Source organism: Lysobacter lycopersici, assembly GCF_007556775.1.
Taxonomy (GTDB): Bacteria; Pseudomonadota; Gammaproteobacteria; order Xanthomonadales; family Xanthomonadaceae; genus Pseudoluteimonas; species Pseudoluteimonas lycopersici.
The window spans coordinates 1,164,558-1,177,768 of the sequence record NZ_CP041742.1 but is presented as its reverse complement, the minus strand read 5'-3'; the positions used below and the strand labels follow the sequence as shown (position 1 = coordinate 1,177,768).

Sequence of the window (13,211 nt, the reverse complement as noted above, 5' to 3'; positions counted from 1 at the left end):
GGAACGGGACGCACAGCGCCCCGGCCCGACCACACGGATCACGAAGGGAGAACCGATTCCAATGGCACCACGTTTCCTTGCGATCGCCGCGCTGTTCGCCGCGACGATGACCGCAACGCCCGCGATGGCCGACGAGCCCTTGCCGATCCGGGATTTCATCCACCACCCCGAATACAGCACGGCCAAGATTTCGCCGGATGGCCGCTTCCTCGCCCTGGCCATGCAGCAGGAAGCGCAGAAGGTGCTTGCGGTCCTCACCCTGCAGGACATGAAGGTGATCCGCATCACGCGCCTGACCGGCGGGGAAAGCGTCGGCGCTTTCTACTGGGTGGGATCGAACCGCCTGATGTACACCTCGACCAAGAACTTCGGTTCGCTCGCGGCGCCGTTCGGCACCGGGGCGTGGTATGCGATGGATGCGGACGGCGGGCACCCGCGCACGCTCGTGAGTTATTCGTCCGACGCCAACACCGGCCGCAACCGGATGGTGCACTACGGCCAGGTCTTCGAGATGCTCGATCCGAACCCTGCGGGCGAAGGCAACGCGATCATGCAGATCGTCGAGAATTCCCCGGGCGGACGGAACCAGGTCGTTTCGCTCGATGCGCTCACCGGTCGCCGCAATGAGCTCGCGCGGGCGCCACGCGACAACTGCGCCATGATCCTCGACGAGAAGCGCCAGCCCAGGTACGCGAACTGCAGCGACGACAAGGACGACGCGGGCAATTACAAGCAGCATTCCGAGCTGTACCGGCGCGGCGACGACGGCAACTGGACGCTGCTCGGCAAGCGCGACGATTCCCGCCAGGTGACGGTGATGGGGACCGCGGCGGACGGCAGGATCTATGCGTTGTCGTCGGATGCGGGCAAGCCGGAGGAATTCGGCCTGCTCGATCCGGCGACGGACAGCTTCAAGAGCCTGTACGCCGATCCGGCCGCTTCGCCGTCGGAATTCGTGGTGGCGTCGGATGCGAGCACGGTGCTGGCGGTCGTGACCGCGGCCGGTGGCCCCCACGTCGAAATGGTCGAAGCGAACAACCCCGATGTCGCGGTATACGCATCGCTGGGCAAGGCATTCCCCGGCGAGCTCGTGGACCTGACCAGCGCGACGCTCGACGGCAAGAAGATCGTCGTGTCGGTGCGCAGCGACACCGATCCCGGCCAGTTGTACCTGTTCGACCGCGATTCCGGATCGGTGCGGTTCCTGATGAAGGGCGCGCCGCAGATCGATCCCGCGCGCATGGCCAAGACCATCCCGTTCTCGTTCAAGGCACGCGATGGGCTCACGTTGTACGGCTACATGACCATGCCGCCAGGCGGCGGCAAGGGCTTGCCCACCATCATCAATCCGCACGGCGGCCCGATCGGGATACGCGACGATTGGGGCTTCAACGGCGAAGCGCAATTGCTGGCCAGCCGCGGCTACCTGGTCGTGCAGTTGAACTACCGCGGTTCTGGCGGTTACGGCCAGGCGTTCGAGGACCGCGGCCACGGCGAATGGGGCGCGAAGATGCAGGACGACCTCACCGACGTCACCCATTGGGTCGCGGCGCAGGGTTACGCGGATCCGTCGCGCATCTGCATCTACGGCGGCAGCTACGGTGGCTACGCATCGCTGATGGGCGTCGCCAAGGAGCCCGACCTGTACAAGTGCGCAGTCGGCTATGCCGGCGTCTACGACCTCGACATGATGTACCACGAGGGCGACGTTTCGGAGCGCGAATCGGGCAAGCGTTACCTGCGTCGCACCATCGGTACCGACGAAACGCAATTGCATGCGCGCTCGCCGGCGATGCTGGCCGACTGGATCAAGGTGCCCGTGTTCCTCGCAGCCGGCCTCAAGGACGAGCGTGCGCCACCTGAACAGACAGCGGCGATGCGCGACGCGCTGAAGGCCGCTGGGCACCCGGCCGAGGAAGTGATCCTCGAACCGAACGAGATGCACGGCTTCTACGCGGAGGACGCGCAGCTCAACCTGTACACCAAGATGCTGGCCTTCTTCGACAAGTACATCGGCGCCGGCAGCCGCGCGGCGGCTTCGAAGTAATCCGCGTGCACGCCGGGCCGGCGAATGCCGGCCCGGTCAACGCACCCCGTGCATCATCCGCCGCAGCAGCGGCGCGAGCAGCAGCGCGGCGACGCCGCAACCAAGCCCGATCCACATCATCAGCCAGAACAGGTGCGCGTACTTCGCGCCGGCGCTGGCGAAGTCGAGCGTCGCGCCGTCGGGCACGTCGATCGCGGCGATCTTGCCGAACAGCGCGGCCAGCGTTTCCGAGAACGCGGTGGCGAGGAACCAGGTTCCCATCATCAAACTCGTCACGCGCGGCACCGAAAGCTGCGTCACCGCCGACAGGCCGACTGGCGAGATGCACATCTCGCCGACTTCGAGCACGAAGTAGGCGAGCACCAGCCACCACACGCTCGCCATCTGCCCGGTTGCGCCGGCGTGTTGCGCGGCGATGGCCATCGGGATGAAGGCGAGTCCGCCGAACATCAGGCCGTAGGCGCTCTTCGCCGGCTTGCTCGGGTTGGCGTGGCGCTTCTCCAGCCAGTTCCACAGCATCGAGAACAGCGGCGCGAGCAGCAGGATGAACGGTCCCGGCAGGTAGGTGAGCGAGCTTGCGGTCTGCGGCAGCACGAGTACATCGCGGCCGATGAACACGATCATCGCCACGCAGGCGGCGGCGAAGAACAGCCGCGGCGACGAAGAGCGCGGATCGCGATCCGACCACCACGCCGACACCATGAACGCGCCCGGCGCGAGCACCAGCGCGATGCTCGACCACGGCCACGGCGTGCCTTCGCGGATCACCAGCGAGGGCACGATGTCCTTGGTCAGCAATCGGTCGGTGAAAGTGACCCAGCTGCCGTAGGTCTGCTCATACAGGGTGAAGAACACCAGGCACATGAAGATCATCGCCATCAGCGCGGTCATCTGCCCGCGCTGCACCGGCGTGCACTGGCGCAGCAGGAACCACAGGAACCACGCCAGCACGCCGAGCATCACCACGATCATCAGCCCCAGCGCAGGCGAAATATCGCCCGGCAGGCGCATCACGTTGTTCGCCACCATCCACATCAGGCCGGCGACCGGCACCAGCCCGGCAATCGCGGCGAGGTAGATCTTCCATTCGGTCGAACGCGCGATCGGGCGCGGCGGTTCCGCGTGGCCGTGCAGGTATTTCTGGCCCCACAGGAATTGCCCGAGGCCGAGCAGCATGCCGATGCCGGCGGCGCCGAAACCCCAGCTCCAGCCAAAGGTCTGGCCGAGGTAGCCGCAGACGATCGACGCGAGCAGGCCGCCGAGGTTGATGCCGGCGTAGAACAGCGAGAAGCCGGCGTCGCGGCGCGCGTCGTCGGGCGCGTACAGCTTGCCGACGATGGTGGAGATGTTGGGCTTGAGGAAACCCACGCCCATGATGATCAGCGCGAGCGAGAAATAGAACACGTACAGCGCGCCGGTATCGCGCTCGACGGCGCCGTTCACCGTCCGCGCCGTATCGCCCTCGATCGCCATGCCGAGGTGGCCGAGGCAGAGCAGCAAGCCGCCGAACACCACCGCCTTGCGCATGCCGAGGTAGCGGTCGGCGAGGATGCCGCCGAACACCGGGATGCAGTACACCAGGCCGCCATAGGCACCGAGGATATCGAGGCCGATGCGGTCGCCGAACTTGTGGTGTTGCAGCAGGTACAGCAGCAGCAGCGCCTTCATCCCGTAGAACGAGAAGCGTTCCCACATCTCGGTGAAGAAGCAGACGTAGACGCCCTTGGGGTGGCCGAGGAAGTCCTCGCGGGAGGGAATCTCGCTGTAGGCGGTGACGGACACGAGTGGCTCCCGGACGAGGTCGGCGGAGTATAGCCAGCGGCCTCGTATTCGGGCTTTCCGCACTGGACTTGCCCCCGGCCAGCCCGTAGCGTGTCCCGGTTCCCTTGCCCGGAGTCGATGGATGAACGAGCAGCACAGGCCAGTGGCCGAACCGCGCACCGAACTGACCTGGCGCGGCCTCGCGCTCGGCGTCGTCATCACCGTGGCTTTCACCGCGGCCAACGTGTTCTTCGGCTTGAAGGCGGGCCTCACCTTCGCCACGTCGATCCCCGCGGCGGTGATCTCGATGGCGCTGCTGCGCGCGTTCAAGGATTCGACCATCCAGGAAAACAACATCGTGCAGACGGTGGCCTCGGCCGCGGGCACGCTGTCGTCGATCATCTTCGTGTTGCCCGGGCTGGTGATGATCGGCTGGTGGACCGGCTTCCCGTTCTGGGAATCGTTCCTGATCTGCCTGCTCGGCGGCGTGCTCGGCGTGATGTATTCCATCCCGCTGCGGCGCGCGCTGGTCACCGGTTCCGATCTGCCGTATCCCGAAGGCGTGGCCTGCGCCGAAGTGCTGAAGGTCGGCAGCGGCGACGACGCGAGCGGCGTGGAGGAAAGCAAGGCCGGGCTGCGCGTGGTGGTGTGGGGTTCGATCGTGTCCGCGGTGTTCGCGGTGATCGTCGCGACCAAGGTCTTCGCTGCCAGCGTCACCAGCTATTTCAAGGTCAACGACCGCGGGGCGATGAGCGGGTTCGACCTGGCGCTGTCGATGGCGCTGTTCGCGGTCGGCCACCTCGTCGGCTTCTGGGTCGGCGTGGCGATGCTGCTAGGCGCGCTGATCGCCTGGGCCTGGGGCGTGCCGCACTACACCTCGGAATTGTTCTCGCATTTGGACGCCTCCGCGCAGGCCGCGGCGCTGGCGAATCCGGCCGCATTCGTCGATGGCCCGTACCACGACAAGGTGCGCCTGATCGGTGCGGGCGCGATCGGTCTTGCCGCGATCTGGAGCCTGCTGAAACTGGTCAAGCCGGTGATCGGCGGACTGTCGTCGGCATTCGCCGCGTCCAAGGCGCGCAAGGGCGGCAACCTGCACATGCTGCCGCGCACCGAGCACGACATCCCCATCGGCGTCGTCGGCGCGATCTCGCTCATCAGCTTCGTGCCGATCGCGTGGCTGTTCGGCCACCTCGCGAACAGCAGCGGCCTCGGCGCGCAACTGTGGCCGCTGGTGATCGGCGGCCTGCTGTACTGCGTGGTGATGAGCTTCCTCGTGTCCGCGGTCTGCGGCTACATGGCCGGCCTGATCGGTTCATCGAACAGCCCGCTCTCTGGCATCGGCATCCTTGTCGTCATCGGCGCCGCGCTGCTGCTGCTCGCGATCAAGCCGATGCTCGGCCCGGGCCACGAAAAGGGCCTGATCGCGTTCGCGTTGTTCGTGACTGCGGTGGTGTTCAACGTTGCCGCCATCGCCAACAACAACCTGCAGGACCTCAAGACCGGGCAACTGGTCGACGCCACGCCGTCGAAACAGCAATGGGCGCTGCTGGTCGGCGTGCTCGCCGGTGCTGCGGTGATCCCGCCGGTGCTGGAGCTGATCAACAAGGCCTACGGTTTCGCCGGCGTGCCCGGCGTGGATCCGACCAAGGCCTTGCCCGCGCCGCAGGCGGGCCTGATCTCGACCCTGGCGCAGGGCGTGATCCAGAACAACATCGACTGGAGCCTGATCGAAATCGGCGCCGGTATCGGCGTGGTGCTGATCGTGCTCGACGTGGTGCTGCGCAAGGCGACGAACGACAAGGCGCACCTGTCGCCGCTCGCGGTTGGCCTTGGCATCTATCTGCCGACTTCGGCGGTGCTGATGGTGGTGGTTGGCGCGCTGGTGGGCGCGTGGTACGACAAGCGCGCCGAACGCAGCGCCAAGCCGGAAACCACCAAGCAGCTCGGCGTGTTGCTCGCTTCCGGGATGATCGTCGGCGAAGGCCTGGTCGGCGTGGTGATCGCCGGCATCGTCGCCTTCAACCTGTTCGACATGACGCTGGTCGGCGACGCGTTCGCGTCCGGACCCGCGGTGTGGATCGGCGGCGTCGCGTTCGTCGTCGCGATCTTCCTGCTGTACCGCTGGGTCGAAGGGCAGGCGCGCCGCGCGTCCGCCTGATCCGCGTTTTCCATCCGTTCGCAATGCCGGAGTCGAAATGAATCTTCGCCACACGCTACTCACCATCGTGCTGTCCGCCGCCATCGTTCCCGCCGCGCAGGCTGCGCACGGATTCCAGGCCAGCGACATGGTCCGCATGGATCGCTATTCGTCGTCGACGCTGTCGCCGGACGGGCGCAAGCTGGTGTTTGCGAAACGCGTCGTCGATTTCGACGCGAACCGCGCCAGCACCTCGCTGTGGATCGAAGACCTGTTCGCGCGCGACGCGGCGCCGCCGAAGCAGTTCACGCCGGATGGCTGGAACGTGAACTCGCCGGCGTTCTCGCCGGATGGCGCCACCGTGTATTTCCTCAGCGCGAAGAACGGCAGTTCGCAGCTGTATTCGATGCCGACCGCGGGCGGTGCGCCAAGGCAGCTCACCGACCTGGCGCAGGACATCGCCGCGTTCAAGCTGTCGCCGGATGGAACCCGCATCGCGGTCGCATCCACCGCATTCCCGGATTGCGTGGACAGCGCCGATGCCGATGCGCTGGCGTGCACCAAGCAACGCCAGGACGCGCAGGCGAAAGCGAACGGCAAGGCCAGCGGAAAAATCTTCGACCACCTGTTCATCCGCCACTGGGACACGTGGGCGGACGGCACGCTGAATCGCGTGTTCGTGGTGCCGGCGGATACGAAGACGCCGGCGAAAACCGCGGTGCTGGTCAGCGGCGGCGTGAACGGCGACATTCCGTCGAAACCTTTCGGCGACCTGTCCGATCTCGCTTGGTCGCCCGATGGCAAGCAACTGGCGATGAGCGCGCGCACGTCCGATCGCAGCGAGCCTTGGTCGACCAACTTCGATATCTGGTTGGCCAATAGCGACGGCAGCGGCACCGCGCGCAATCTCACCGAAGCGAACAAGGCCTGGGATGCGGGCCCGGTGTTCTCGCACGACGGCATGACGCTGTACTACCGCGCGATGAAGGTGCCCGGATTCGAGGCCGACCGCTTCGCGCTGATGGCGATGGACCTCGCGACCGGCAAGACGCGCGAGATCGATCCGGATTGGGACCGTTCCGCGAACGGCATCACGCTGTCCGCCGACGGCAAGACCATCTACACCACCGCCGAGGACATGGGCCAGCAGCCGCTGTTCGCGGTCGACATCGCCAGCGGCAAGGCGACGCAGGTGGTTGGCGACGGCACCGTCGGCGAATTCGGCATCGCCGGCCCGACGCTGGTGTTCGCGCGCAACACGATGAAGACCGGCGACGAGATTTTCTCCGCCGCGGCCGACGGCAGCGCGCAACGCGCGATCACGCCGAGTGCGGGCGACATGCTCAAGGACGTGGCCTGGGGCGATTTCGAACAGTTTTCGTTCAAGGGCTGGAACAACGAGATCGTGCACGGCTACGTGGTGAAGCCCTGGAACTACGAACCCGGCAAGAAATATCCGGTCGCGTTCCTGATCCACGGCGGGCCGCAGGGCAGCTTCGGCAACGGCTGGAGTTATCGCTGGAATCCGCAGACTTACGCCGGGCAGGGCTACGCGGTGGTGATGGTCGATTTCCACGGCAGCGTTGGCTACGGCCAGGCCTTCACCGATGCGATTTCGCAGCACTGGGGCGACCGTCCGCTCGAGGACCTGCAGAAGGGCTGGGCCGCGGCGCTGAAGCAGTATCCGTTCCTCGATGGCGACAAGGCCTGTGCGCTCGGCGCGAGCTACGGCGGCTTCATGGCGTACTGGATCGCGGGCAACTGGAACTCGCCGTGGAAGTGCATCGTCGCCCACGATGGCGTATTCGACAATCGCATGATGGGTTACGCCACCGAGGAACTGTGGTTCTCCGAACACGAGAACGGCGGCACGCCGTGGGAGAACCCGCAGGGCTACGAGAAGTTCAACCCGATCCTGCATGTCAAGGACTGGAAGGTACCGATGCTGATCGTGCACAGCCAGCAGGATTTCCGCATCCCGGTGGAGCAGGGCATCGCGGCGTTCACCGCGCTGCAGCGCAAGGGCATCGAGTCGAAGTACCTGTACTTCCCCGACGAGAACCACTGGGTGCTGAAGCCGCAGAACAGCCTGCTCTGGCACGACACGGTGAATGCCTGGTTGAAGGCGCATATCGGCGAGTGATCGTCGACTTTTCTACAGTCGATCCGAGTCGGCAATGAAGTTCATTAAGAACTTCTTGAAGTACTCTTCGCATGTCCACATGCGCAGAAATCGGGTCGGCACGAAGGAAAGTCTCGTCGATATCATCGACAGATTCATCGACGATCGCATGGAATATCCGCTCGAGTGGGATGATTTCGTTTCATGGGAAAACCAGGATCCTTTCATCGAAAGCAAGAGGATGGAAATCGGGAATCTCGAGAGGGATTTCTTGTCGGATGATCTAGGCCGGCGCAAACAGGCAACCAAAGTCCTCATGGACTTGAGGAACTCGGTTGCATCGATGATTGGAATTCCGGTAAGAACCGATCGAGTCTGGGAAACGTGGTGATCGCGCATCGGTTCCTTTCAAGCGCGAGCAGTGAGGTGACTGGTCGCGGCTAAAGCCGCTCCTACAGGGAAGGTGAAATGGCAACCCCGCTGATCACCAACGACATCGTCGTGCTGGGCCTGATCGCGGCGACGCTGGGCGCGGTGTTCTGGACTGCGTCGTCGCAGCGGCCGGCGTTGAAGAGGTTCTATTCGGTCGTGCCGCCGTTGCTGCTCTGCTACCTGCTGCCGGGGCTGTACAACAGCTTCGGCCTGATCGACGGCCAGCATTCGCAGCTCTACAACCCGGTCGCCAGCCGGGTGCTGCTGCCCGCCGCGCTGGTGCTGCTGACGCTGTCGGTGGACCTGCGCGCGATCGCGCGGCTGGGCTGGAAGCTGGTCGCGATGTACGTCGCCACGTCCGCCAGCGTGATGCTCGGTGCGTTCGGCGCGTTCCTGCTGTTCCGCGCGGCGCATCCGGCCACTGTCGCCGGCGATACTTGGGCCGGCATGGCCGCGCTCGCCGGCAGCTGGATCGGCGGCGGCGCCAACATGCTGGCGATGAAGGAGATCTTCCACGTCGACGCGACCACCTTCGGCCGGTTCGCGGTCGTGGACGTGGGCGTGGCCTATGTGTGGATGGCGTTGTTGATCTTCCTCGCCCCGCGCGCGGCAGCCATCGACAACCGCACGGGCGCGGACACGCGTGCGCTGGACGATCTGCGCCAGCGTCTTGCGTCCTACCGCGAACAGCACGCGCGCATCCCAAGCCTCGCCGACCTGATGTTGATCGTCGGCATCGCCTTCGGCGCGGTCGGCTTGGCGCATGCGGTCGCGGGCCCGTGGTCGGCGTGGTTGGGCGCGAATGCCGCGTGGGCGAAGTCGATGGGACTCGCCGAGCCGTTCGTATGGGTGATCGCGATCTCCACCGCGATCGGGTTGGGATTGAGTTTCACCGGGGCGCGTCGCCTCGAAGGCGCGGGTGCGTCGAACATCGGCCAGCTGCTGCTGTACGTGCTGATCGCCTGCATCGGCATGCAGATGGATGTGTTCGCGCTGCTCGACCGACCGGACCTGTTCCTGCTCGGCGTAGCCTGGCTCTCGATCCATGCCGTACTGCTGTGGCTGGTGGCGCGGCTGCTGCGTGCGCCGGTCTTCTACTTCACCATCGGCTCGATGAGCCACATCGGTGGCCCGGCCTCGGCCCCGGTGGTGGCATCGGAATTCCATCCCGCGCTGGCCCCGGTCGGGGCCCTGCTCGGGACCCTCGGCTACGCGACCGGAACGGTGCTGGCCTGGCTGACCGGGCTGATGCTGCGGCATCTGGCCGGTGCCGGCTGAACATCGCGTTGTGCAGGGTAAGACGGCGACGCACGCCGGGGAGTTCGACATGCTCCATTTCGAAGACAGGACGGGGTTGCCCTACCAGGGCCCGGATCGGCGCAAGGGCAGGGATCGTCGTACGAGCAGCGATCGTCGGCACGAGATCCGTTTCGAACTGGACAAGGACGACCGCCGCAGCGGCCGCGACCGCCGCCGCAACCAGGGCAGCTGGGACAACGCGCACTCGCGCTGACGCGTGGCGATGCAGCGCCGGCGTTACAGCCAGCCCACCTTGCGCAGATAGCGGTACAGCAGTACGCACACCACCAGCACGATGCCGATCAGCACCGGGTAGGCGTGCGGGTGGTCGAACTCGGGCATGTGCTTGAAGTTCATCCCATACCAGCTGGCGAACAGCGTGGGAACCGCGAGCAGGCCGGCCCAGCCGGCGAGCTTCTTCACGATTTCGCCCTGGCCGATGGTGGCCAGCGACATGTTCACCCCCATCGCCGCGGTCAGCATCTCGCGCAGGGTATCGATGGATTCGTTCAACCGCACCGCGTGGTCCTGCACGTCGCGCAGGTAGAGCTTGGCTTCCTCGCTGAACGGCAGCACCGGCGTGCGCGTCACCTGCGCCACGATGTCCTGCACTGGCGCCACCGCCAGCCGCATCTGCGTCAGTTCCTTCTTCAGCTCGTACAGGTGCACGATGGTGTCGCGCCGGTAGGTTTCCGCGAACACTTCGTGCTCGAGCGAATCCAGCGCGTGGCGGAAGTCCTCGACGATCGGTTCGTAGTTGTCGACGACGAAGTCGAGGATGCCGTACAGCGCGGCGATCGGCCCGAGCGCCAGCATCTCGGGCTCGCGTTCGAAGCGCTTGCGCACCTGCGAATACGATTCCGACGCGCCATGGCGCACGGTGATGAGGAAGTGCGCGCCGACGAAGATGTGGGTTTCGCCGAAACGCACGTGCCCGTCGCTGAGCTGCGCCGTGTGCAGCACCAGGAACAGCGAACTGCCGTAGCTTTCCAGCTTCGGGCGCTGGTGCGCGTTCTGCGCGTCCTCGACCGCGAGGTCGTGCAGGCCGAATTCCTCCTGCAGCTTGTCCAGCAGCGCGTCCTCGGGTTCGTACAGGCCGACCCAGACGAAGCTGCCGTCGTCGGTGGCCAGCACGTCGCTGATCGCGTCCAGGCCGATGTCGCGGCGATGGCCGGCGCGGTCGTACACCACGCAGTTGACCACGCATGCGGGCAGCGATTCGTGGCGATGATGGGTATCCATCGCGCAATCGTGCGCGCCGGCGCGGCGCGCGGCAAGCGTTCAGCGGCGGCGCAGCGCCGCGAACAAGGCGAGGTGGATCGGCAGCAGCAGCACGATCCAGCGCATGTTCTGCTGGGTGCGCACCTGCAGCCATGCCAGCGCCAGCGCGCCCAACGCCAGCAGCGCGACCGCGAGCAGCGTCCATGCGAACAGGCGCCCCGGCCGGCGGCCGCGGGCCAGCGCCCAGCCGCCCGGCAGCAGCAACAGGCACGCGGGATCGAGCAGCAGCAGGTTGTGGTTGGCCCAGGCCGCCCAGTGTTCGGTGCCCAGCCACAGGTACAGCAGCAGCGCACCGACCATGCCGCACAGCAGCCAGAACGGCAGCACGAGCGCCGCGAGCAACCGCGGCCGGCGCTTCGCGGCGAACAGGACGAGCGCCGCGATGGCGAGTCCCGCGAGCGCGTACTGCCACCACGAGGTCGATTGCTCGCCCGGTTCCGGGGCGATGCGGTGCGGCAGCAACTGCTCCTCCGCGGCGACCAGCGGGCGGCCGTCGGCGAGGCGCACTTCGCGCAGGTTGTCGGCGAAGCGCATCGGCACGAAGGATTCGTCCCAGCGCGACAGCGGCACGTCGGCGTTCGGCCCGAGCCCGAGTTCGAAGCCCAGCCACATCCAGCGCGCGGGACTGGCGAGGCGCGTGGATTCGCTGCGGTAGGTGAGCCCGCGCGAGGAGGCGACGAGCCGTTCGCGCAGCAGGCCGCCGAGCCCGCGGTCGATGGCGTCGCGCACGCGGGTGGCGCAGTTGTCGCGGAAATAGTCGTAGCGGTAGCGAGAGTTCTCGGGTCGCGCGTTGTGTTCCAGTGCGTCGGCGATGGACTGCGCCTGCGCCGGCGAGAGGTCCAGCCATTGCAGGCGCACGCCACGGCCTTCGTCGCGATAGGTGGAGAGGTCTTCGCGCAACGGCAGCGCGACCAACGCGTAGCGCATGCGACCGGCGACGAAGTTGCGGACGAAACCGGGTTCGCCCGGATCGAAGAAGCCGAAATTGTAGGAAACCGCTTCGCCGCGCGTCGGATCGTCGACGACGATGGCGTCATGGCCGAAGCGTTCCCAGAACACCTCGCCCGGCTGCATGGTCATCACGCCGATGCGCGGCGCCGCGGCCGCGAACAGCGGCGACAGCAGCAACAAAAATGCCAGCATCAAGCGCGCGAATCCCTTCGCCCCGCATCGCGGGGAGAAGGTGCCCGAAGGGCGGATGAGGGGCGCTTCCGCGCTATTCGCCATGCACGCTCACGTGCAGCGCGTGCAACCGGCGCGCGTCGGCGCGCGCGACGCGGAAGCCGAAGCGGCCCAGGGTCAGTTCCTCGCCGGCCTCGGGCAGGTGGCCAATCGCCGCGGTGACGAGTCCGCCGATGGTGTCGTATTCGTCGTCGGCGAAATCGGCGCCGAAGCGCTGGTTGAAATCGCCGATGGGCGTGAGCGCGTCGACCACGAACTGGCCGTCCGCCTGCGCCGCGATCAGCGCGTTCGGGTCCTCGGCGTCGTCGTGCTCGTCGTCGATCTCGCCGACGATCTGCTCGAGCACGTCCTCGATGGTGACCAGCCCGGCGACGCCGCCGTATTCGTCGATCACGATCGCCATGTGGTTGCGCGACTGGCGGAACTCGCGCAGCAGCAGGTCGAGGCGCTTGGTTTCGGGGATCAGCACCGCCGGGCGCAGCAGTTCGCGCACGTTACCGGGCGCGTGGTCGACGACCACGCCGCGCAGCAGGTCCTTGGCCAGCAGGATGCCGAGGATCTCGTCCTTGTCCTCGCCGTGCACCGGGAAGCGCGAATGCCCCGACTCGACCACCATCTTCATCAATTCGAGCAGCTTCGCGTCGGCCGGCAACGCCACCATCTGCGAACGCGAGACCATCACGTCGCCGACGGTGAGGTCGGAGACGGAGATCGCGCCTTCCATCATGCGCAGGGTGTCGGCCTCGATCAGGCCGTCGGCCTGCACGTCGCGCAACAGCTCGACGAGGTCCTCGCGCGTGGTGGGCTCGCCCGACAGGGCGGCGCTGATGCGTTCCAGCCAGCTGCGGCGTTCGGCGGTGGGCTGGCTACTGTCGTCCTCGGACATTCGGGCGGCGGTCGCGGGCGGTCCCGCGCGGTGGAGAGTGGGCGGCAGTCTAGCGCGGACG

9 protein-coding genes are annotated in these 13,211 nt (G+C 66.5%); 5 read left to right on the top strand and 4 right to left on the bottom strand.

Annotation, left to right across the window (positions count from 1 at the left end):
- Positions 1–61 precede the first annotated feature (61 nt).
- Positions 62–2,047, top strand: a complete 1,986-nt coding sequence (locus FNZ56_RS05925) for an alpha/beta hydrolase family protein (RefSeq protein WP_143878949.1) — start codon at positions 62–64, stop codon at positions 2,045–2,047.
- A 36-nt stretch (positions 2,048–2,083) separates the two neighbouring features.
- On the opposite strand, the gene FNZ56_RS05920 is transcribed toward FNZ56_RS05925, so the two are convergent.
- Positions 2,084–3,829 (bottom strand): peptide MFS transporter, encoded by a 1,746-nt coding sequence (locus tag FNZ56_RS05920; protein WP_246064748.1) that lies wholly within the window; start codon positions 3,827–3,829, stop codon positions 2,084–2,086.
- A 121-nt stretch (positions 3,830–3,950) separates the two neighbouring features.
- Here FNZ56_RS05920 and FNZ56_RS05915 point away from each other — a divergent pair, with 121 nt between their 5' ends.
- From FNZ56_RS05915 to FNZ56_RS05900, 4 genes are all read left to right on the top strand, one after another.
- Positions 3,951–5,969 (top strand): OPT family oligopeptide transporter, encoded by a 2,019-nt coding sequence (locus tag FNZ56_RS05915; RefSeq protein ID WP_143878947.1) that lies wholly within the window; start codon positions 3,951–3,953, stop codon positions 5,967–5,969.
- Between the two features lie 37 nt (positions 5,970–6,006).
- Positions 6,007–8,091 (top strand): S9 family peptidase, encoded by a 2,085-nt coding sequence (locus FNZ56_RS05910; RefSeq protein WP_143878946.1) that lies wholly within the window; start codon positions 6,007–6,009, stop codon positions 8,089–8,091.
- Positions 8,092–8,538: 447 nt separating this feature from the next.
- A complete protein-coding gene (locus FNZ56_RS05905) occupies positions 8,539–9,780 on the top strand; it encodes a DUF819 family protein (RefSeq protein ID WP_143878945.1) in 1,242 nt (413 codons plus the stop codon).
- A 49-nt stretch (positions 9,781–9,829) separates the two neighbouring features.
- The gene (locus tag FNZ56_RS05900) at positions 9,830–10,015 is read left to right on the top strand and encodes a hypothetical protein (RefSeq protein WP_143878944.1); all 186 of its coding nucleotides are present in this window, start codon (positions 9,830–9,832) and stop codon (positions 10,013–10,015) included.
- 23 nt (positions 10,016–10,038) lie between these two features.
- Here FNZ56_RS05900 and corA read toward each other — a convergent pair whose 3' ends face one another.
- From corA to FNZ56_RS05885, 3 genes are all read right to left on the bottom strand, one after another.
- On the bottom strand, positions 10,039–11,043 hold the full coding sequence (gene corA, locus FNZ56_RS05895; protein ID WP_143878943.1) for a magnesium/cobalt transporter CorA: 1,005 nt from the start codon (positions 11,041–11,043) through the stop codon (positions 10,039–10,041).
- A gap of 39 nt (positions 11,044–11,082) precedes the next feature.
- Positions 11,083–12,225 carry a lipoprotein N-acyltransferase Lnb domain-containing protein gene (locus tag FNZ56_RS05890; protein ID WP_185970810.1) on the bottom strand — a complete coding sequence of 381 codons (1,143 nt, stop codon included), beginning with the start codon at positions 12,223–12,225 and terminating at the stop codon, positions 11,083–11,085.
- 73 nt (positions 12,226–12,298) lie between these two features.
- Entirely contained in the window at positions 12,299–13,150 is an 852-nt protein-coding gene (locus tag FNZ56_RS05885) for an HlyC/CorC family transporter (RefSeq protein ID WP_143878941.1), read from the bottom strand.
- Positions 13,151–13,211: the final 61 nt, after the last annotated feature.